Here is a 20987-nt window from a genome sequence, read left to right as displayed (position 1 = left end):
GGCGTCTTCATTCTCCGGCCGCCCTGGCGCTGCCTCCGTCGCTAACCGGACCTCCATCACGGCCCGGTCGTCGCTGTCTCGTCGTCCCAGTCGTACTTGAGGGTCCACAGGTGGCCGGGCATCACGTGGATGCAGACTTCGACCGGCCTGTCATCGGCGGTGTATGCGACGTGCCAGATCTCGAAGACCGGCTGAGTCGCTTCGAGTTCGAGCGTGCGCTGTTCGGCATCGTCGGGCACCCGTACGGTCACGTCCTCGGTGAAGCGGACCGGGCCGTGCCCGAGCTCGGCCAGCCGGGAGTACGAGCCACCCTTGCCGACCTCCTCACGCATGAGCGCCTTGTCGCCTTTGACGATCGACCACGGGAAGTAGGAGTCCGCGATCTGGGTCGGCTCGCCGTTGGCATACAGGACCCGCCGCCGTACCAAGGTGTCCTCTCGCTTGCCCAGGCGCAGCGTCTCGGCCACCGCAGGCGGTGCGGGTACCCGGGCGATCTCGCGGTACTGGGTCTTGGACTCAAGGCTGAGCCTGCGGGCCTCGACCTCGCCGGCCCCGGTGCCTTCCTGCCGGGCTGCGTACCGGCGCTTGGCGTCGCGGGGGATACGGGGCAGGCTGCGGACACGGGTGTCTGAGCCGCGCCGGACCTTGACGTCACCGGACGCTCGCAACAGGGTCAGCGCCTTATTGATCGTGACTCGGGTGACGCCGAACTCGTCCGCCAAGCGGGTCTCGCTCGGCAGCGAGCTGCCCGGCGGGTACGTCCCGCCGTCGATGCGTTCGCGCAGCTCAGCCGCGATCTGGGCGTACTGAGATTTCGGTGTCTCGACCATGGCCACTCGGGCCACATCCCTCCTGGTACGACGTCTTACCGGTGACCCTATGTCAACCGTGAGCATCGTGCCATCCATGGCAAAGACGTAAGACGTCTTGCGCATTCCCATCGACGTGTCTTATGGTTCGAGCCAGCACGTCTTACGTCTTACCGAACGACCGGATGACGGGGAAGGCGGCAACGCCGCACGCCTACGGACCGCCGTTCACACGTTTGTTCACAACTGGATCGGGCCGCACCTCCCACTGAAAAGGTTGCCGCGCATGGCTTTGGTCCATGCACTGCTTATGAGTCGTCGTGCAGTTCGTTGCGACTCACCGCTTTTCAAGCTCCCGGCCTGCCAGTGCTGCGATGCCGCCGCTGGCAGGCCGGGGCTCAGCTTCCAACCCGCAGAGGGGTTGATCGTCATGGTTTCGAACCTTCGCGTGACCACGCGGCGCAAGGCCGTTTGGCGGACCTGCACCGGCTGCGGCGTACTCGCGTCGCTGCCTCCTGAGATGTCCCGCTGCCCGGCGTGCCGGGGCGGGAAGACCTGTGGACGAAGGAGTTCCGCCAGTCATGGCAACCGATCCTGACCTCGACGGCCCGACGGACAACGACCTGGCCGAGATCGAGGCCGAATGGCCGCTCATCGAGGCCGAACTTGCCTTGCTCGACGCCGAGATCCACCTACTAACCGCTCGTGGCGGCCCGTCGCCGCTCGACTGGCGCAGGCTACGCCGCGCCGAGGACCGGGTGACCCGTGAGGCGACCGCATACGCGGCTCGCCGCCGCCCCGTTCGCCTTCGTCGAGCCGCGTGACCCCGTCCGACTCAACCGGGAGAACTCAATGACTGACCGCAAGCCGCGTCGCGCGGTATTCGCGGATGTCCTGCTTATCTGCGATCCAATCGGAATCCGGGAGCGGGACGACGGAACCATCGACCTCGACTTTGCATCCGGCGCTGCGCTTCAGGCCTGGCTGGTCGCCGCTGGCCTGGACGGTCCGGACAGCCACCACGTGTACACGGGGGAGCACAACGGGCGCCCGTACCGCTCCACAATCGCCCACAACACGTGGCGGGGACGCGAGATCTACGCCACCGCTCATGAGCACCCCACTGTTCCGGACCTCACTCCGGACGTGTGCGCCCGTCTGACCACCCTCGCCGCCGCCTGAAAGGAGCTGATCATGAAGGTCAAGGGCTACCTGATCGGCGCCGTCATCGTGTTCTTCATCGCCTACAACCCGGACGGGGCCGCCGCTGTCGCGAGCATGCTCGGCGGGTTCTTCGTCGACCTGGTCGACGGGCTCGGCACTGTCGCCGTGAACCTGAGCGGGGGTCAGTGATGACCCTCCGCCAGTTGGCCCGGATCCGGTGGGGCGTCCGCGCCGCGCTGGTGCTGGGCGTGGCTACGTCGGTAGCCGCGAACGTGTTGCACGCCAACCCGAATCCGATCAGTCAGGCCATCGCGGCGTGGCCGCCGCTGGCCCTGCTGCTGACCGTCGAACTTATCTCGCGGGTGCCGGTGCACCGCCGGTCGCTGGCCGCCGTTCGGCTCGCCGCGACCGCGTCGATCGCGAGCATTGCCGCGTGGGTCTCGTACTGGCACATGGCAGGTGTGGCCGCCCGGTACGGCGAGACCGGCGCCGCGCCATACCTGATTCCGGTGTCCGTGGACGGCCTGGTCGTGGTGGCGTCGGTCTGCCTGGTCGAGCTCGCCGGCCGCATCCGCACGCTGACCGAGGCGGCATCGGCTGAAGTCTCGGCAACGGTCCACCAGCCGACCACGGCCGCCGTCGACCCTGCACCGGTCGAGCCGGCACCGGCCGCCGACGACACCCCGGAGAAGACGCCGCCGGCCGTCGAGCGGGCCAAGCCGACGACCCGGGCCGTCCGGCCGCGCAGCTCCCGCCGGCCGCCGTCGGCGGACAAGGTGGCGAAGGCCGCCGCCCGGATGCCGGGCGCCACGGTGGCAGCGATCGCGGCGAAGGCTGGCGTCAGCGAGTCGACCGCCCGCCGCTACCTCCCGGCCAGCGTCCGGACGTCCGATGACGCCGTCGTGGCGTCAGCACTTCCCGCCTCACCAGCGGCAACGCCGGTCCTGGCCGACGCTGCCTGACCTATCCCACGCGCCGCGCCCGACCGGATGCGGCGTCACCCTTCCGAGAGGACACCTGACCTGTCATGGCTGGCGAAACCACCATCACCATCATCGGCAACCTGACCGACGCTCCCGACCTCCGCTACGCGAAGGGCTCGGGCGTGGCGATCGCGCGGTTCACCGTGGCGTCAACGGCGCGCACGTTCGACAAGGCCAGCGGCGGCTGGCGCGACGGTGACCCGCTGTTCCTCACCTGCACCGCGTGGCGGGATTTGGCCGAACATGCCTCCGAATCGCTGACCAAGGGCGCGCGGGTCATCGTGACCGGCCGTCTGCGGCTGTCCCGTTGGGAGACCCCGGACGGACAGAAGCGGTCCATGGTGCAGCTCGACGTCGACGAGGTCGGCCCGTCGCTGCGGTTCGCGACCGCCACCGTCAAGAAGCTCACCCGGACGACCGGCGGCATCGACACGCCGCAGGCTGACGACCCGTGGTCGACCGCCACGGCGACCCGCGACACCGCCCCGGCCACCGGCGACGGTGACCCGTTCACGGCGGACGGTGGCGGGTTCTCCGACGACGAACCGCCGTTCTGACTCCGCCCGGAGCGCGGCGCCTGGCCTCGCAAACCGTCGCCGCGCTCCGGCCCCTCGATCCGCTACCTGAGTGCTTCACGGAGGAAGCCCAATCATGGCGAGTAACGACGATGACCGCGACCCGGTCGACTGGGAGCGGTACGAAGACGAACTGAACCCCGACGCGGACAGCGCCGACGTGGTCGACCTGGACAAGGAGCGGCAGCGCCGCGACCAGGCCGACACCGACGACGAGCCGCGCACCGGCCTGCTCCACGGCAACCCGGACACGGAAACCGTGCTGGTGGACAGCGTGGCCGCGCAGCGCCGACCGCGGTTCACCCTGTCCGGCCTGCGCGACGCCCGTCGCCGGCCGATCGTGCCCGGCTGGCTGCGGTCCCGCGCCGAGGCGACCGGAAACGCGTTGTGGGCGTTGGGCCTGCTCGGCCACACCCTGGCCTACCACGGCATCCGGCTACCGAAGTACGGCGCCAAGGTGGCCTGGCGAGCACCGCGCGGCGCCGTCCGGATGGTGCGCAGCTACGTGTGGTGGCTGTTCGACCTGGAAGGCGTGCCATATCGGCAGGCCACCGCCCGGGTGGAAGACGCCGACATGTACCTGAAGCTTGCCCGTCAGCGTGACCGGCGGGTGCGGTGGCGGGGCATCGTCACCGTGCCGGTGGCCCTCGGCCTGGTCCTCGCGGCCGTGTGGCTGGCGACCACCCCGGCCACCGTCACCGGGTGGGCCGCGATCGCCGCGCTGGTGGCGCTGTGCGGGATCGTCGGCACCCCGGCCGACAAGCCGCTACTCGATACCGCCGTGGTCCGCACAGACGCGGCCCCGCTCACCTCGGATGAGGTCGTGCGAGCGTTGGCGACGCTGCGGATCGTCGGCATCGACCGCGCGATCCGGGCAGGGGACACCGGCAAGCGGTGGTTCCCCGCGCCGATCCAGCGGGAAAACGGCGCCGGCTGGCGCGCCGAGGTCGAGCTACCGCGCGGCGTCACCGCGACCGAGGTCGTCGAGAAGCGGGAGGAGCTGGCATCCGCGCTGGCCCGGCCGCTCGGCTGCGTGTGGCCGGAGGCGAACGCCGAGGTCCACCCCGGCCGCCTGGTCCTGTTCGTCGCTGACCGGGACATGTCCCGCGCCAAGCCGGTCCCGTGGCCGCTGCTGAAGACCGGCCTGGTGGACCTGTTCAAGCCGTTCCCGTTCGGCACCGACCCGCGCGGCCGGCTGGTCTCGCTGACGCTCATGTTCGCGTCAATGATCATCGGGTCGATTCCCCGGATGGGCAAGACGTTCACGCTCCGGCTCGCCTTGCTGGGCGCGGCATTGGACCCTCGCGCGTGGCTGTACGCCTTTGACCTCAAGGGAACCGGTGACCTCTCCCCGCTGGAATCGGTGTGCCACCGCTACCGTGCCGGTGACGATGACGACGACATCGAGTACGCCATCATCGCGATGCGGGAACTCCGCACGGAGCTGCGGCGCCGCACGAAGGTGATCCGGGAGCTGCCGCGCGACCTGTGCCCGGAGAACAAGGTCACCCCGGAGTTGGCCAGCCGCAAGACGCTTGGCCTACAGCCGATCGTCATCGGCGTGGACGAGTGTCAGGTCTGGTTCGAGCACCCCGTCTACGGCGCGGAGTTCGAAGAGATCTGCACCGACCTGGTCAAGCGCGGCCCGGCCGCCGGCATTGTGCTCATCCTGGCCACCCAGCGCCCGGACGCGAAGAGCCTGCCGACCGGCATCTCCGCGAACGCCGTGCTGCGGTTCTGCCTCAAGGTGATGGGCCACCTGGAGAACGACATGGTGCTCGGCACGTCGATGCACAAGACCGGCGTCCGCGCGACGATGTTCTCCCGCCGCGACCGGGGCATCGGCTACCTCGCCGGTGAAGGCGACGACCCGCAGATCGCCCGGACCGCCTACATCGACGGCCCCACGGCCGAGGCCATCGTCACCCGTGCCCGCGCCGCGCGGGAACGGGCCGGGAACCTGACCGGCCACGCCGCCGGACAGACCGTCGACACGCTGACCGTGCGGCGGGACACCCTGATCGACGACCTCGCGATCGTGCTCGGCACCGGCGACGCGAAGGTCTGGACGGAGACCGTGCTCGACCGGCTCGCCGGTCTGCGGCCCGAGGTCTACGCGGGCCTGACCCGCGATCAGTTGACGGCCGCGCTCAAGGTCCACGGGATCAAGACCAAGCAGGTCTGGGGCACCGACCCGACCACCGGCGAAGGCGCCAACCGGCGCGGCATCGACCGTGCCGACATCACCGCCGCGATCACCAAGCGTGACCGCGACCAGGGTGGTCGGGCCGCGTCCTGACCCCATCGAGGGCCGCTAGGTCTAGCACCCCAACCCGCTAGACCTAGCGGCCCCGCTAGCGCCTCATTCAATCCCTGGCCAGCGCCCTAGCTTCTAGCGGCGCAGGCCTCGTGCACCCCGAAATCGGCCTACGGAGGCACTTCGTGAACCCCACGCTCGTGCTAGCTAGCCTCATCCTCGCACTAACCGGCGGTTACGTACTGTTGTGCGCATCCGCGCCCTGGACCCGCTGCTCCAAGTGCTCCGGCACCGGCCGCAAGCCCGGCCGCGCCGGCAAGATCCTGCGCTCACCCTGCCGACGCTGCGACGGCTCCGGCATCCGCGTCCGCATCGGCCGCCGTGCCTTCACCTGGATCGACCGCGAGTACCGACGCGGCACCGCACCCGACCACACCCGCACCGACGACAACCCGTTCCGGTCGAGGAGGACGCCGTGACCCGTATCCGCACCTGGCTCGAACGGCTCGCCGACCGCATCCACGGACCCGGCGACGACCTCGCCCGCACGGCCGGACTCACCGTCGAGCGTCTGCCCGGCGGACGCCGCCGCATCTCCGACCCTCGCGTGACCGCTTGGCTCAACCAGCGTCGGCAACGACTTGCCGAGACTGGCGAGCCCTCGCGGCGGGCCGCCTGATGGCCGGGCTACAGGTCGTTAGCTATGGCGGTGGGGTCCAGTCGACGGCGCTGCTCGTGTTGGCCGCCCACGGCCGAATCGACTTCCGTGTCTTCCTGTTCGCCAACGTCGGTGCGGACTCGGAGGACCCGGCGACGCTCGCCTACCTGGAGACCTACGCCAAGCCGTACGCCGCTGAGCACAAGATCGAGCTACACGAGTTGCGAAGGGTACGCCGCGATGGCAGCACCGAAACGCTGTACGGCCGGCTGACCAAGCCCGGCTCACGCTCGCTGCCGATCCCGGTGCGGATGTCCAACGGCGCGCCCGGCACCCGGTCATGTACCGCCGACTTCAAAATCAAGGTGATCGGCCGTTGGCTCAAGACCCACGGCGCGAGCAGCGCGGCCCCGGCCACGGTCGGTATCGGCATCTCGCTGGACGAGATCGAGCGGGTCAACAACCGACGCGCCATGCCTTACGAGCGACCGGTCTACCCACTGCTCGACCACCAGCCACCGCTACGACGGATCGACTGCCAGCGCATCATCTCCGCTGCCGGGCTGCCGATACCGCCCAAGAGCGCTTGCTGGTTCTGCCCGATGCGCCGATCCGCAACCTGGTCGACCATGCGGCGGGACCGGCCAGCGCTGTTCGCACGCGCATGCGACCTCGAAACGCAGCTCAACGAACGTCGAGCCACGCTCGGCCGAGACCCTGTATGGCTCACCCGCTACAACCGGCCACTTGCCACGGTCGCGGCGGCCCAGGACACCATTCCCGGCCTTGACGTTGCAGACGTCGGCACCTGGGACGAGCCCTGCGACAACGGCGCGTGCTTCACATGACCAGCACGTCATGCGCTCATTGGATCGCTTCCGATCGGAAGCCCTGCGGGGCAACAGACGACGTGCGGTTGTACGTGACCGGGCAGCGCTGCCCGGCTCACACACCGGCCGCACTTGCCGGCCGCGCCGAAACACCCGAGATCGATCCCGGAACCACAGCAAACGCAAGGAGGGATGCCGTGACGCGGCATGCCGAGTTGTACGCCGCCGCCGTCGACTTGGTCGAGCGGCACGGCTGGCGGCTGTTCCTGCTCGGCCGGTCCAAGCGGCCGGTCGCGAACTGCCCACGCTGCCCATCGTCCAAAGTGGACCCGAGCCACAACCCGGCGCTCTGCAACTGCCTAACCTGTCACGGCCCGTACGCGGCAACGGCCGATCCGGTCAGGCTGCGAGCCATCTTCGAGGCCGTACCGGGCGGCCTGCTCGCCGTGGCAACCGGCGCAGGATCGGGTCTCGCCGTAGTCGATATCGACCCCAACCACGGCGGACGCATCGACCCGGCCAGGATGCCGGCAACCCTGTGCGCAGCAACGGGTAGCGGTGGCTGGCACCTCTACTACCGCTATCCCGGATGGCCACTACCGAACAGCCAAAGTCGGCTAGCCGCTGGTGTCGACGTCCGGGGCGATGGTGGCTATGCCGTTGCCCCGCCGTCGATCCACCGGGCCACGAAACGGCCGTACCGCTGGGCCAATACCCGGCCCGTGAACGAGATGCCCCGCGCGCTGGCCGATGCCTGCCGACCAGCACCGGCGGTCCGGCTCGACGTCGACCAGGCCGACGCGCCCATACCGATCCGCGCCGCCCGATCCGGCGCGCGGGGCATCTCATCCCCGGCCGCCCTGCTCGCCGCGTACGTCGCCGCCGTCGAGCGGGCACCGAACGGGCGGCGCCGGACCACGCTCTACGGCGCCGCGCGGGGAGTCGCCCGCATGGTCGGCGCCGGAGCAGTCGACCCGCTCGACGCGGTGGCCGCGCTGACTGCGGCCGGTCGCCGGGCCGAACAAACCGACCGGGACATCAACGCCGCCATCGTCGGTGGCTTCAAGGCCGAACACGTTGCGATTGAAGGGATAGCCGCATGACGGACCCCACGACCGACATCGACGGCGCGGCCATTCTCGACGCGCTACACGCCGCCATCACTCGTTACGTCATCCTCCCCGGCCGCGAAGCAGTCGACGCGGTGGTGTTGTGGATCGCCGCGACTCACGCTCAACCCGCGTGGGCGCACGCGCCCCGCCTCGTGATCCGGGCGCCGGAGAAGCGTTGCGGCAAAAGCCGGCTGCTCGACGTGGTCGAGGCGACCTCATTCCGGCCCATCATGACCGTGAACGCGTCGACTGCTGCCGTATACCGCTCCATCGGAGCAGCCGACTCGCCGCCCACCCTCCTCATCGACGAGGCCGACACCATCTTCGGAGCCAAAGCCGGAGACGCCAACGAAGACCTACGCGGCCTGCTCAATGCCGGACACCAGCGCGGCCGGCCCACCATCCGATGGGACACAAACACCCGCAGCGTCGAGCGAATCGAGACGTTCGCGATGGCCGCTCTCGCCGGCATCGGCCAGATGCCGGACACCATCGAGGATCGCGCGGTGGTCATCCGCATGCGTCGTCGCACGACCGGGGAGCGCGTCGCGCCGTATCGGGTGCGCCGCGACGGGCCAGCGCTGAAAGAGCTGGCCATCACGCTGACCGGCTGGCTGCGTGACTACCTCCCCGAGTTGGAACGCGCGGCCCCGCCGATGCCGGTCGACGACCGGGCCGCCGACACGTGGGAACCGCTCGTAGCAGTCGCTGACCTGGCCGGGAGAGATTGGCCGGGCCGCGCGCGAACAGCCGTCACCGTGCTGACCGCCGAGGCCGCCGACGACGGGCAGTTGTCGACAGGCGTCCGGCTGCTGGTCGACGTCCGGGCGGCTTTCGTCATGCTCGGCAGCCCGGCCGCGGTCGCCACGACCGAACTGCTGAAGGTGCTTAACGACGACCCCGAAGCAGCCTGGTCCGGGTTCGGGCCGGTAGGACTCACGGGCAAGCGCCTTGCCGACCTGCTCCGCGAGTTCGGCATCTCGTCCGGCAACGTCCGGTTCCCGGTCGGCCAGGCCAAGGGCTACCTCCGCGACGACTTCGCCGACGCCTGGAACCGGTACTGCCCACCCCCGGACGACACCCCGAAACAGGCCACCGGCGACGCGTCTCCGAGCCCTGCCCGTCCCATCCGTCCCACGCTCGTTTCCGCAGGTCAGACGCGGGACGGATTGAAACGGTGGGACGCATTAAGCGTCCCGCCAGATCAAAGCGTCCCAGGGCTGAGCAGGGAAAACGACCCTGGGACGGATGGGACGCATACCCCTCGTAAACCCGGTCAGCAGAGCGCCAAATGATCCACAACTCGCCCGATTTCGAGTGCTCACCGACGCACCCTGAACAACCCATCGGAGGGACGCAGATCTTGCCTCACCGGCCATCTCAGCGGGCCGCCAATCGGCCCGTGTCAACGAGTGACCGTCAGGGTCACGAGAACCCTTCCGGTAGTGCGCTGGCCGCCGTACGGCCGAATCGGGCCAGCGCGCGGCACCTCACCATCGCGGACGTCTGTGCCGAACTCGGTATTTCCCGCTCGACGTTCTACGACTGGCGGGCCAAGCGGAAGGCGCCGCCCTGCTTCAAGCTGCCCAACGGTGATCTCCGTATTCGCCGGATCGCTTTCGACAACTGGCTTTCCGGCCTGGAAGAGGAGGCCGCCTAAGTGTCGACCTCGTACAACGTGCGCATCTGGACCAACGAAGTACGGCAAGGCAAGCGGGGGACGACTTACCGCGTCCGCTGGTTCGTCGACGGCAAGCCGTTCGTCGAGACGTTCAAGACAGCCGCTCTCGCGGATGGCTTCCGCTCCGACCTGGTGGCCGCGTCCCGCAAAGGCGAAGCGTTCGATACCGAATCCGGCCGCCCGGTGTCGATGGTGCGAACCACGCTCGACCTGAACTGGTACCTGTTCGCCTGCAAATTCGTGGACATGAAATGGCCACGCGTCGCCGCGACGACCAGGCGCACGCACGCCGAGGCGTTTACGGCCCTGACACCGGGGATGTTCCTGACCAGGCGCGGCAAGCCGGACGACAAGCTGATCCGGAAGGCACTCAGCCGCTACGGGTTCAACACCGTGCAACGCGAGGCCGAGGACTTGCCGGCTGAGATCAGAGCAGCGCTGAAGTGGGTTGAGCGCAACACCCGGCCCGTATCCGCGCTGAGCAAGCCGGAAGTTCTCCGGCCGATGCTCGACTCCCTGACGGTCCGGCTCGACGGCAAGCCCTCCGCGTCGAGCGTGGTCAGCCGCCGGCGGAAAGTCTTGAACACCGCGATCGAGTACGCGATCGAACTCGGCTACCTCAAGGCCAACCCGATGCCGGCCCTGAAGTGGAAGGCGCCCAAGGCAATCCTGGTCGTCGACCCGCGCGGTGTGCCCAACCCGATCCAGGTCCGAACCCTGCTCGACGGCGTCCGCGAGCAGGGCCGCGTCGGCCGCCGACTGGTCGCCTACTACGGATGTCTCTACTACGCCGGAATGCGGCCGGAGGAGGCTGCCCACCTGAACAAGCGGCATCTCGCCATCCCAAAGAAGGGCTGGGGAGAGTTCCATCTCGACGGCGCGGACCCGTACGCGGGGAAGGAATGGACGGACACCGGACGGAGCCGCGACCGGCGCGGCCTCAAGCAGCGCGATCGCGGGGAGTCGCGGACGGTCCCATGCCCGCCGGAACTGACCGCGCTCATCCACGCCCACCTGGACGAGTTCAAGACGACCCCCGACGGCCGGCTGTTCGTCGGGGACCGGAACAAGGAGGAGCTACCGAGGTACACCGTCAGTCGGATCTGGCGACAGGCGAGGGAGGTCGCGTTTACGGCGGACGTTATGGCCTCCCCGCTCGCCAGGCGACCGTACGACCTGAGGCACGCGGCGGTGTCGACCTGGCTCAACGGGGGAGTGCCACCGACCGATGTCGCTGAATGGGCTGGGCAGTCGGTAGAGGTGCTGTTCCGGATCTACGCCAAGTGCCTCGATCGAGGCGTCGAGCGCAACCGCAGACGGGTGCAGGTCGCGCTTGGCCACTGAAGACGCGGCCAGTGTTGGAATGTAACGCTGGTCATGAGGCGGGCGTCGCCACCACCCCCGGATAGACAATGGCCAGCTCGTCCCCGCACCGAGCTGGCCATTGTCGCGGGTTGACCGCAGAAAGGGGCGTCAACGCCTCCTGGGAGCGACGAGCCTCCAAACGTTCAGGCCCAGTCCAACGAGGTTGGCAAGAAGAGCCGTTCCGCCACCGAGGAGAATCAGATCGTGTCCCGTCGGCTCAGAAAATGCTTCGCCTGCTGCCGATACCGCGATGCCGGATAGGACACTGGTACACAGAAAGCTCAGCTGACTTCTCGCCGCTGCATGGAACGAGTCGTCGCGAATTCCACGCGATCGACTCCACCGGCGATATCTACCAAATAGGCCTAAGTCGATGTCCGTATCGTCCTCATCAACGAAAACCACCGTCGGGTCCGCGACGGCCTCGTTGTACCTGCTGTGGATCGGATCGGCAGTGACGTCGTCCAGTGGCTGTGAAGCCGGTCTCGTCGATCCGGCCGACGCGATTTCCACGGCGGGCAACGGACCGGATTCATTGACAACGCCCGCCGCCTGCGACCGTTCCAGTGGAGTCTTAGGGACCTCCTGCTGCTGCGAACGCGCCTGCATGCGCGGCTTGGGCCTGATGGGCTTGAGCCGCACGCGAGCGAGCCAGCGCGAAAGCGGCGTATCGGCAGCGTCCGAACGTTCGGTCATCGGGGACTCCTATCAGTCGGGGGACGCATCGGGCCGTATGCCGCTCAACTTAGCGAGTGTATGGCTGATCGCCTGCATCAGGTGTGCGTTTCCATATGCATGGTTAGATCATCCAAAGGGCGCTCGCACGTCTTTGCGTCTGGAGTGACTCAGATCACAGATCGCCTGAATTCGAAGAGCATTGCTCTGTGGCCGTCGTCGGCATAGCGACCTTAAACAGAATAAAACTCCCATCAGGAGGCAGGAAACTCTAGCGATCGTGAGGTTACCGTCCGCCGATCAGCTCGTGCGAGGACCCCCATCGTGTGGCAAACCATATGCATGAGCGACTCGTAGAGGGTATGCATGGTTGTGTAGCTTGCACGATCGGAAGTACGTTCCTCGAACGCCGGAGGCGGAGATGATCAAATCACTTGTTGCTTGGTTGGCAGCTTGGCTTGGAGGAGGGCACTTGCTGCCCTGGGCCGCCAACAGGACATCTCACTCCTCCCGCGAGGTCTACCTTCCGGTCGTCCTGCGGATTTCGCCGGTGACTGCCTCGCAGGCGAGTCCAGGTGGATCTGGCCGTTCAATCGGCGGATGGTTCTATGCTGCACACGCCAAGACCCCTCCGGCGTGGACGGTTCCGAAGAGGACCCCAGTCACGTTCGATCTGAGGGTGGATTCGGCAACCACGGACCGTGATGGCGCTCGGATGAATGCAACTCGATCGAGTCGCTCCCTGCGGATCTCACGGAGCGTCATCCTTGGCGCGGTGCAGTGGTCAGCACCGTTGAATCTTCGTTTCACAGGCTCTCGACCCAATGCTCGGAATCTTGCCGAGCGGATGTCGGTGAGCTTTCGAGTGGCCGCGGCACCGGCTTCTACCCGATAAAGGAGGGTTGCGACATGGCCAAGTCATCTATCAAACGCGTAGAAAGTGACGACGCAGAGGGCGTCGTCACTAGCCCTCCCGTCCCGCCGAGCGTCCGCTCAGGAATCGGTGGCGGAAGTCAACTCACCCGAACGACGGTAAACCTCACACCCCGAGCGGTGGCCGCGCTTCAGAGAATGACCGGCGACGGCGGGCTGGGACTCACGAAGACGGAAGCTATAAATCGGGGAATCCAGCTTCTTGAGATGATCGAACCAATGTTGAAGCGCAACGAGGGTCGTCTTACCTTCGTTGAAAAAGACGGATCAACGCAAACAATCTGGGTGCTTTGAACGTGGAGTAGCTCCACAGCCAGGCATGGGGTTGGATTCGTTCTTCTGCGCCTTCGAGCAAGTTGAAGCGAAGACGCGAACCGGGCCGGTCCCACGGGACCGGCCCGGTGGCAGAGGGCGGTGGTGGCGGGATTGAGCCCAGCAGGGGGGCTTTGCGCCGCTAGATGCTCGATGGCCGGACAGTTCGATCACGGCGCCATAGGTGTCGTGCCGTTCCGGATCGAGGCCAAGCGCCTTATCGGTGCCAAGCTCAAGTGTCGTGTTGAGCGCGAGCCGCCCTGTCGTGGCCGACCCGGGTCAACTGTTGGGGCGTGCTTGGCACGAAACTTGGGCGCGAATAGGGCGTGAACCCCCGCTGACGGCCGAAAATCGCCGGTGACAGCCGGACAAAACAAGAAGGCCGCTGCCTGGCTTTCGCCTAGTCAGCGGCCCTGTCTCAGCAGCTAAAGATGTGCTTCGCGGAAGGTGCCCCCGGCAGGATTCGAACCTGCGCTCCCGCCTCCGGAGGGCGGTGCTCTATCCCCTGAGCTACGGGGGCAAAATCAATCGCACCCACCGGCGCGACCACAGAACCATAGCAGAGCCCCACGCCCGCCCCTACAACGGCTGTGCCCCCAGCACCTTCAACAACTCGCGCAGGGCCTCGATCTCGCCCTGCTGGGCCTGGCGCATCTGGGCGGCCAGTTCGGTGACGCGGTCGTTGTCGGACAGGTCGAGGACGGCGTCGATCATGTGGATGCCGCCCAGGTGGTGGCGGAGCATCAGCTGGCAGAAGAGGATGTCGGCGTCTTTGCCGGAGGCGGCCTCGAGGCGGGCGAGCTCTTCCTTGCTGGCCAATCCTGGCATGCGGCCGTCGGCCTGGAGCATCTGCTTGCTGCCGGGTACCCAGGCCATCGGATCCTTGTCGGTGGTCTGGGGGAGGCGCCACTCGGCCAGCCAGCCCTCCATCACGCCGACCTGGTACTGCTGGGTGGTGGCGATGTCGTAGGCGATGCGGCGCACCGTCGAGTCCTGGCCGCGGTCGTACTCGACCATTGCCATGTGTACGGCCTGGCGGTGGTGGGTGGACATGTCGCGGGCGAAGCCGGCCTCGGGCGAGTCGTCGCCGGGGGCGGTGAGGATCGGGGCCCAGTGGCCGGCCAGGAAGCCGAGGCCCAGGAGGGCCACGGCCGCCAGAACGGCTAGGACGACAAAGCGGCGCCCCGGCCGCCGCTCGAGCTGGGGCGCCGGCTCGTCAGCGTCGACGTCGTGAAGTTCGTCGACGACCATGTCAGCTGCCGGTGGTCGACTGGAGGTCGCGCGGGGTGGTGCCGGTCTCGGTGATGCCACCGGAGCAGCTCGCCTGCTCGACGCCGGCGTTCTTGCGGGTCGCCTTGATGAACTCGTCGATCCGCTTGTCGGACGGGTCGTTGACCTTCAGCTGGAAGCCCCACGCCTGCACGGAGACCGTGGTGTCGAGGTTCTCCATCGGGCTCATCAGCGAGTATTCCTTGCCGCGGATCTTCTTCGCGAGCGCCTCGATCTGGTCTTTGTTGACCTTGGCCGGGTTGTAGACCAGCCAGACCGCACCGTGCTCCATGCTGTGGACCGCGTGCTCGCTGGCGATCGGCGCGTCGTAGACGTCACCCATGCAGTTCTGCCAGTCGCCGTTGTGCTTGCCGGCCACGGGCGGGTTCTGGTCGTACTTGAGCGGCCCGGACTGGTGCTGGGCCGCCTTCACCAGGTCGGGGTTGCTCTTGCGGAAGTTGTGCGCGCCGTCGATCTGGCCGACCCGGTCGGAGACCGTGAGCGCGCTCTCGTACACCTTCCAACCGGCGAAGCCGATGATGCCGACGGCCACGAGGATCACCGCGGAGAACATCGCGATCGGGCCCCAGTTGCGACCCTGGCTCACCTTGACCGGTGCGAGCGGCCGCCGACCGCCGGCCTTGGCGGCGGGACGCGAGGTGGCCGCCTTCGCCGCGGGGCGAGAGGCCGCCTTGGTGGCGCCGGCCTTCGCGGCGGTCTTCGACGAGGCTCCGGCCTTGGTGGCGCTCGCCGAGCGCCCCGCCGTCTTCGACGCGGCCTTCGTGGCCTTCGACGGGGACGAGCCAGCCGACTCTTCCTTTTCCAGGTTCGGCTTGCCGCCGGCGGTGGCTTTCGTGGCCGATGACCGGCGCGATCCGCCGCTCTGCGGTGTACTGATGCTCATGGGCCTCGTCCGTCGTGGGGTCCGGTCACAGGGTCTGGCGCAGGCGAGCACACACGCAGCCAGCAAGGGACGGGGCGCCGCCAAGTATGGGAGTCTACCCCCGATAGCATTGGTCAGTGACTCCCGCTGAACTGGCTGCTCTCGTACGTGCGGCAGCGAGCACGGTGCTGGCTGCGCGCGGGCTCGACCTGGCAGTTCTGCCAGCTTCAACGAACGTCGAGCGCCCGCGCAACCCCGAGCACGGCGACTATGCGTCCAATATCGCCCTTCAGCTCGCAAAACCGACCAGAACCCCACCCCGCGAGCTGGCGACAGCGATAGCCGAGGCTCTGAAGCAAGAGAAGGCGATCAAGGACGTAGACATCGCCGGACCGGGCTTCCTGAACATCCGCCTCAGCGCGGGCGCCGCCGGGGAGTTGGCCCGCGTCGTGGTCACCCAGGGCAAGGAATACGGCAACGGCACGGCGCTCAGCGGCCAGAACATCAACCTCGAGTTCGTGAGCGCCAACCCCACCGGCCCGGTGCACCTCGGGCACACCCGGTGGGCCGCGGTCGGCGACTCGCTCGGGCGCATCTTCGAGGCCGCCGGTGCGCGGGTCACCCGGGAGCATTACACCAACGACGCCGGCGCCCAGCTCGAACGCTTCGGCCGGAGCCTGTACGCCGCGGCCCGCAACGAGCCGACGCCGGAAGACGGCTACGGCGGCGAGTACGTCAAGGAGATCGCCGACAAGATCACCGGCGAGAGCGAAGAAGACTACCGCGAACAGGGCTACCGGCTGATGCTGGCCGAAATGCAGAAGAGCCTGGAGCGGTTCAACGTCCACTTCGACGTCTGGTTCTCCGAACGGGCGCTGCACGAAGGCGGTGCCGTCGAGCATGCCATCGACGTCCTGCGGAAGAACGGGCACATCTTCGAGAAGGACGGCGCCACCTGGCTGCGCACCACCGACTTCACCGACGACAAGGACCGGGTGATCGTCCGCAGCAACGGCGAGAAGACGTACTTCGCCGCCGACTGCGCGTACTACATCAACAAGCGCGAGCGCGGCTTCGACCGCTGCCTCTACCTGCTCGGCGCCGACCATCACGGCTACATCGGCCGGCTCAAGGCGATCGCCGCCTGCGCCGGTGACGACCCCGAGAAGAACATCCAGATCCTCATCGGCCAGCTGGTGAACCTGATGCGCGGCGGCGAGCCGGTCCGGCTCAGCAAGCGCGCCGGCACGATCATCACGCTCGACGAACTCGTCGACGCGGTCGGTGTCGACGCGGCCCGGTACTCGCTCGCCCGGTCGAGCACCGACTCGCCGCTGACCCTCGACATCGAGGAGATCACCCGCCAGGCGCCGGACAACCCGGTCTTCTACGTCCAGTACGCCCACGCCCGGATCTCGAGCCTCCTGAGGAACGCGCAGGAGATGAACATCGACAAGGGCGAGCTGAAAACCGAACAAATAAGCCACGAGAAGGAGCTGGACCTCCTCAAGGCCCTGGGCGAGTTCCCGCGGGTGGTGGCCACGGCGGCGGAGCTGTGCGAGCCGCACCGCGTCGCCCGGTACCTGGAGGAACTGGCCACCACGTACCACCGCTTCTACGACAACTGCCGCGTGCTGCCGCGCGGCGACGAGGAGGTCACCGACCTCACCCGGGCCCGGTTGTGGCTGGTGGAGGCGGCCCGGATCGTCCTCGCCAACGGCCTCGCCCTGCTCGGGGTCAGCGCACCGGAACGGATGTAAGGCACATGCGCGCACATGAAGCGGGCGCCCTGCACGGCGACATCGGCTCCCGTGGGCCGGCGTGGCTGCGGCCCCCGAGCGACGTCAACGACCTCGTGCCGGAGCTGTGGCCGGTCACCGTCACGCGGTCCGAAAAAGGCTCCTTGACCATCGGTGGCCTGGACGTGCGCGATATCGCGCAGGAGCACGGCACGCCGGCATACATTCTCGACGAGGCCGACGTCCGGGAGCGCTGCAGAAGGTTCCGCAACGGATTCGCCGGCGCCGACGTGTACTACGCGGGCAAGGCGTTCCTCTGCAAGGCAATGGTGCGCATCATCGCCGAAGAGGGCCTGAGCCTCGACGTGTGCACCGGCGGCGAACTCGCGGTGGCGCTGGCCGCCGGCATGCCGCCGGAGCGGATCGGCCTGCACGGCAACAACAAGTCCGGGAGCGAACTGCGACGAGCGGTAGAAGCCGGCGTGGGCCGGATCGTGGTCGACTCGTTCGAGGAGATCGATCGCCTCACCGCGATAGCTAAGGACAAGAACAAGACCCCGAAGGTGATGGTCCGCGTCACCGTGGGTGTCGAAGCTCACACCCACGAGTACATCGCCACCGCCCACGAGGACCAGAAGTTCGGCTTCTCGCTGTTCGGCGGCGCGGCCGCGCAGGCCGTCGACAAGATCATCGAGGAAAAGAAACTCGACCTCATCGGCCTGCACTCGCACATCGGCTCGCAGATCTTCGACACGTCCGCGTTCGAACTGTCCGCGCGGCGGCTCCTGCAGTTGCACAAGCAGGTCCAGGACAAACACAAGATCGAACTGCCCGAGATGGACCTCGGCGGCGGGTTCGGCATCGCCTACACCACCCAGGACGACCCGGCCGACCCCGCCGACCTCGGCGCGCAGATGTTCGGCCTGGTCAAGCGCGAGTGCGACGCACTACAGCTCAACGTACCCAGGCTGAGCGTCGAGCCCGGCCGGGCGATCGTCGGCCCGTCGGTGTTCACGCTGTACGAGGTCGGCACCGTCAAGGACGTCGACGGCATCCGCACCTACGTGAGTGTCGACGGCGGCATGAGCGACAACATCCGCACCGCGCTGTACGACTCGTGGTACAGCGCGACGATCGCGAGCCGCAAGGGTGACAACACACCGATGCTCGCCCGCGTCGTGGGAAAACATTGCGAGGCCGGTGACATCGTCGTGAAGGATGAGTTCCTGCCGGCCGACGTCCGGCCGGGAGATCTTCTCGCCGTGCCCGGCACCGGAGCCTACTGCCGCAGCATGGCGAGCAACTACAACCACGTGCCCCGTCCGCCGGTGATCGCGGTCGCGAACGGAGCGGCGCGGGTCATCATGCGGCGAGAGACCGAAGACGACCTGCTCGCCCTCGACGTGGGATAGGAGAGAGATGGCCAAACCCGTGAAGATCGCGCTGCTCGGTTGCGGCACCGTCGGCACCGAGGTGGTGCGCCTGCTCGGCGAGCAGGCGGCCGACCTCACCGCCCGCGTCGGTGCGCCGCTCGAGCTGGTCGGCGTCGCCGTGCGGCGGCCCGGCCGAACGCGCGACACGGGTATCGACCCCGGCCTGTTCACCTCCGACGCGATGGGCCTCGTCCAGCGCGACGACGTCGACGTCGTCATCGAGGTGGTCGGCGGCATCGAGCCGGCCCGCACCTGGTTGCTGGAGGCGCTCAAGCGCGGCAAGGGCGTCGTCACGGCCAACAAGGCGCTGCTGGCCGAGGACGGCGCGGCCCTGCACGACGCGGCCGCCGAGGCCGGTGCCGACCTGTTCTACGAGGCGAGCGTCGCCGGTGCGATCCCGCTGCTGCGCCCGCTGCGGGAGAGCCTGCACGGCGACCGGGTCACCCGCATCACCGGAATCGTGAACGGCACCACCAACTTCATCCTCAGCGCGATGGACGCCACCGGCGCCAGCTTCACCGAGGCCCTCGAAGAGGCCACCGCGCTCGGCTACGCCGAGGCCGACCCGACCGCCGACGTCGAGGGCTTCGACGCCGCGGCCAAGGCGGCGATCCTCGCGAGCCTCGGGTTCCACTCCCGGGTCACCGCCGCCGACGTGTACCGCGAGGGCATCACCGAGGTCACCGCCACCGACGTGGCCAGCGCCAAGGGCATGGGCAGCACGATCAAGCTCCTGTGCATCGCGGAGCGCACCGGCGACGCGGTCACCGTCCGCGTGCACCCGGCCATGATCCCGCGCACGCACCCGCTGGCCAGCGTCGGCGACGCGTTCAACGCGGTGTTCGTCGAGGCCGAGGCCGCCGGTCAGCTGATGTTCTACGGCCGCGGCGCCGGCGGCGCGCCGACGGCGAGCGCGGTGCTCGGCGACCTCGTCGCGGTGGCCCGCAACCGACTCTCCGGCGCCCGCGCCCCCAGCGAGAGCGCCTACGCCAAGTTGACGGCCCGCCCGATCGGCGAGGTCATCACCCGTTACCACGTCTGCCTCGACGTGGCCGACCGGGCCGGTGTGCTGGCCACGGTCGCCGGGGTCTTCGCCCGGCACGGCGTCAGCATCGCCACGGTGAACCAGGCCGGGCGGGGCAACGACGCCGTCCTCGTGATCGTCACGCACAAGGCACCCGACGCGGCGCTCGCCGCGACCGTCGCCGAACTGCGCACCATCGACGCGGTGAAGGCCGTGGCGAGCGTTCTCCGGGTGGAGGGGGACCTGTAAATGTGGAAAGGCCTCATCGACGGCTTCCGGGACCGGTTACCGGTCACCGATGCGACGCCGGTCATCACCCTGCACGAGGGCAACACGCCGCTCGTGCCGGCGCCCGAGTTGAGCAACCGCACCGGGTGTGACGTCTACCTGAAGGTCGAGGGCGCGAACCCGACCGGATCGTTCAAGGACCGCGGCATGACGCTCGCCGTGTCGAAGGCCCTCGAGGCCGGGCACAAGGCGATCATCTGCGCGTCCACCGGCAACACGAGCGCGAGTGCCGCCGCCTACGCCGCCCGCGCCGGCATCACCTGCGCCGTGCTCGTGCCCACCGGCAAGATCGCGCTCGGCAAGCTGTCGCAGGCGCTGGTGCACGGCGCGAAGCTGCTCCAGGTCGCCGGCAACTTCGACGACTGCCTCGCGCTCGCGAGCAAGCTCGCGCTCGACTACCCGGTCGCGCTGGTGAACTCCGTCAACGAGTACCGGCTGCACGGCCAGAAGACCGCCGCGTTCGAGATCATCGACGCGCTCGGCGACGCGCCCGACATCCACTGCCTGCCCGTCGGCAACGCCGGCAACATCACGGCGTACTGGATGGGATACAAGGAGTCGAACAAGAGCCCGCGCATGTTCGGCTTCCAGGCGTCCGGCGCCGCGCCGATCGTCAACGGCCAGGTCGTTCCCGAGCCGTCGACGATCGCCACCGCGATCCGCATCGGCAACCCGGCGTCCTGGACGCGGGCGGTCGACGCCCGCGACGAGTCCGGCGGCCTGATCCGCGCCGTCACCGACCGGGAAATTCTCTCCGCCTACCGCCTGCTCGCCCGCTCGGTGGGCGTGTTCGTCGAGCTGGGGAGCGCGGCGAGCGTGGCCGGCCTGCTACAGACCGCGGCCGCCGGTGACCTGCCCGCCGGCTCGACGGTGGTCTGCACGGTCACCGGGCACGGCCTGAAGGACCCGGAGTGGGCGATCGCCACCGCACCGTCACCGGTCACCATCCAGGCCGAAGCCCTCGCGGCGGCGAAGGCGCTCGACCTGGCGTAGCGTG

General features: G+C 68.3%; 21 protein-coding genes and 1 tRNA gene. 17 read left to right on the top strand and 5 right to left on the bottom strand.

Annotation, left to right across the window (positions count from 1 at the left end; translation table 11 throughout):
- Nucleotides 1–56 precede the first annotated feature (56 nt).
- Nucleotides 57–830, bottom strand: coding sequence for a GntR family transcriptional regulator (locus Vau01_RS03730; protein WP_239151281.1), 774 nt, complete (start codon nt 828–830; stop codon nt 57–59).
- Between the two features lie 560 nt (nt 831–1390).
- Here Vau01_RS03730 and Vau01_RS03725 point away from each other — a divergent pair.
- From Vau01_RS03725 to Vau01_RS03665, 13 genes are all read left to right on the top strand, one after another.
- Nucleotides 1391–1633: a DUF6284 family protein gene (locus Vau01_RS03725; protein ID WP_203987181.1), complete on the top strand. Its 243-nt coding sequence runs from the start codon at nt 1391–1393 to the stop codon at nt 1631–1633.
- A 28-nt stretch (nt 1634–1661) separates the two neighbouring features.
- Nucleotides 1662–1991: a hypothetical protein gene (locus Vau01_RS03720; RefSeq protein ID WP_203987179.1), complete on the top strand. Its 330-nt coding sequence runs from the start codon at nt 1662–1664 to the stop codon at nt 1989–1991.
- Between the two features lie 12 nt (nt 1992–2003).
- Nucleotides 2004–2162 (top strand): hypothetical protein, encoded by a 159-nt coding sequence (locus Vau01_RS03715; RefSeq protein ID WP_203987177.1) that lies wholly within the window; start codon nt 2004–2006, stop codon nt 2160–2162.
- Complete coding sequence (locus Vau01_RS03710; RefSeq protein WP_203987175.1) at nt 2162–2935, top strand: DUF2637 domain-containing protein; 774 nt, start codon at nt 2162–2164, stop codon at nt 2933–2935. Before Vau01_RS03715 ends, Vau01_RS03710 begins: the two co-directional genes overlap by 1 nt.
- A gap of 65 nt (nt 2936–3000) precedes the next feature.
- Complete coding sequence (gene ssb / locus Vau01_RS03705; RefSeq protein ID WP_203987173.1) at nt 3001–3513, top strand: single-stranded DNA-binding protein; 513 nt, start codon at nt 3001–3003, stop codon at nt 3511–3513.
- A 94-nt stretch (nt 3514–3607) separates the two neighbouring features.
- A complete protein-coding gene (locus Vau01_RS03700; protein ID WP_203987171.1) occupies nt 3608–5830 on the top strand; it encodes a cell division protein FtsK in 2223 nt (740 codons plus the stop codon).
- Between the two features lie 143 nt (nt 5831–5973).
- Nucleotides 5974–6267 (top strand): J domain-containing protein, encoded by a 294-nt coding sequence (locus tag Vau01_RS03695; RefSeq protein WP_203987169.1) that lies wholly within the window; start codon nt 5974–5976, stop codon nt 6265–6267.
- Nucleotides 6264–6467, top strand: a complete 204-nt coding sequence (locus Vau01_RS03690) for a hypothetical protein (protein WP_203987167.1) — start codon at nt 6264–6266, stop codon at nt 6465–6467. The genes Vau01_RS03695 and Vau01_RS03690 overlap by 4 nt, the downstream gene beginning before the upstream one ends.
- Entirely contained in the window at nt 6467–7294 is an 828-nt protein-coding gene (locus Vau01_RS03685) for an adenine nucleotide alpha hydrolase family protein (protein WP_203987164.1), read from the top strand. Before Vau01_RS03690 ends, Vau01_RS03685 begins: the two co-directional genes overlap by 1 nt.
- A gap of 179 nt (nt 7295–7473) precedes the next feature.
- Complete coding sequence (locus Vau01_RS03680) at nt 7474–8379, top strand: bifunctional DNA primase/polymerase (RefSeq protein ID WP_239151271.1); 906 nt, start codon at nt 7474–7476, stop codon at nt 8377–8379.
- Nucleotides 8376–9683 (top strand): DUF3631 domain-containing protein, encoded by a 1308-nt coding sequence (locus tag Vau01_RS03675; RefSeq protein ID WP_203987158.1) that lies wholly within the window; start codon nt 8376–8378, stop codon nt 9681–9683. The genes Vau01_RS03680 and Vau01_RS03675 overlap by 4 nt, the downstream gene beginning before the upstream one ends.
- Nucleotides 9684–9790: 107 nt before the next feature.
- Nucleotides 9791–10048: a helix-turn-helix transcriptional regulator gene (locus Vau01_RS03670; RefSeq protein ID WP_239151270.1), complete on the top strand. Its 258-nt coding sequence runs from the start codon at nt 9791–9793 to the stop codon at nt 10046–10048.
- The gene (locus tag Vau01_RS03665) at nt 10049–11413 is read left to right on the top strand and encodes a tyrosine-type recombinase/integrase (protein WP_203987154.1); all 1365 of its coding nucleotides are present in this window, start codon (nt 10049–10051) and stop codon (nt 11411–11413) included.
- Between the two features lie 129 nt (nt 11414–11542).
- Here the strand turns inward: Vau01_RS03665 and Vau01_RS03660 are convergent, their stop codons facing one another.
- The 4 genes from Vau01_RS03660 to Vau01_RS03645 form a co-directional block, all read right to left on the bottom strand.
- Nucleotides 11543–12130, bottom strand: a complete 588-nt coding sequence (locus tag Vau01_RS03660) for a hypothetical protein (RefSeq protein ID WP_203987152.1) — start codon at nt 12128–12130, stop codon at nt 11543–11545.
- A gap of 1672 nt (nt 12131–13802) precedes the next feature.
- Nucleotides 13803–13874, bottom strand: a tRNA-Arg gene (locus Vau01_RS03655).
- A gap of 59 nt (nt 13875–13933) precedes the next feature.
- Nucleotides 13934–14605 (bottom strand): DUF305 domain-containing protein, encoded by a 672-nt coding sequence (locus Vau01_RS03650; RefSeq protein ID WP_203987150.1) that lies wholly within the window; start codon nt 14603–14605, stop codon nt 13934–13936.
- A gap of 1 nt (nt 14606) precedes the next feature.
- Nucleotides 14607–15527 carry a thioredoxin-like domain-containing protein gene (locus Vau01_RS03645; RefSeq protein ID WP_203987148.1) on the bottom strand — a complete coding sequence of 307 codons (921 nt, stop codon included), beginning with the start codon at nt 15525–15527 and terminating at the stop codon, nt 14607–14609.
- Between the two features lie 116 nt (nt 15528–15643).
- On the opposite strand from Vau01_RS03645, the gene argS reads away from it, so the two are divergent.
- Genes argS through thrC form a run of 4 tightly spaced genes read left to right on the top strand, consistent with a single transcriptional unit; the run spans nt 15644 to nt 20983 of the window.
- The gene (gene argS / locus Vau01_RS03640) at nt 15644–17266 is read left to right on the top strand and encodes an arginine--tRNA ligase (RefSeq protein ID WP_203987146.1); all 1623 of its coding nucleotides are present in this window, start codon (nt 15644–15646) and stop codon (nt 17264–17266) included.
- A 5-nt stretch (nt 17267–17271) separates the two neighbouring features.
- On the top strand, nt 17272–18657 hold the full coding sequence (gene lysA, locus Vau01_RS03635; protein ID WP_203987144.1) for a diaminopimelate decarboxylase: 1386 nt from the start codon (nt 17272–17274) through the stop codon (nt 18655–18657).
- 7 nt (nt 18658–18664) lie between these two features.
- Entirely contained in the window at nt 18665–19951 is a 1287-nt protein-coding gene (locus tag Vau01_RS03630) for a homoserine dehydrogenase (protein WP_203987142.1), read from the top strand.
- Nucleotides 19952–20983 (top strand): threonine synthase, encoded by a 1032-nt coding sequence (gene thrC / locus Vau01_RS03625; protein WP_203987140.1) that lies wholly within the window; start codon nt 19952–19954, stop codon nt 20981–20983.
- Nucleotides 20984–20987: the final 4 nt, after the last annotated feature.

The organism is Virgisporangium aurantiacum, from assembly GCF_016863635.1.
Lineage (GTDB): Bacteria > Actinomycetota > Actinomycetes > Mycobacteriales > Micromonosporaceae > Virgisporangium > Virgisporangium aurantiacum.
The sequence above is the reverse complement of the archived record's forward strand: the minus strand, read 5'-3'. Positions and strand labels throughout refer to the sequence as shown.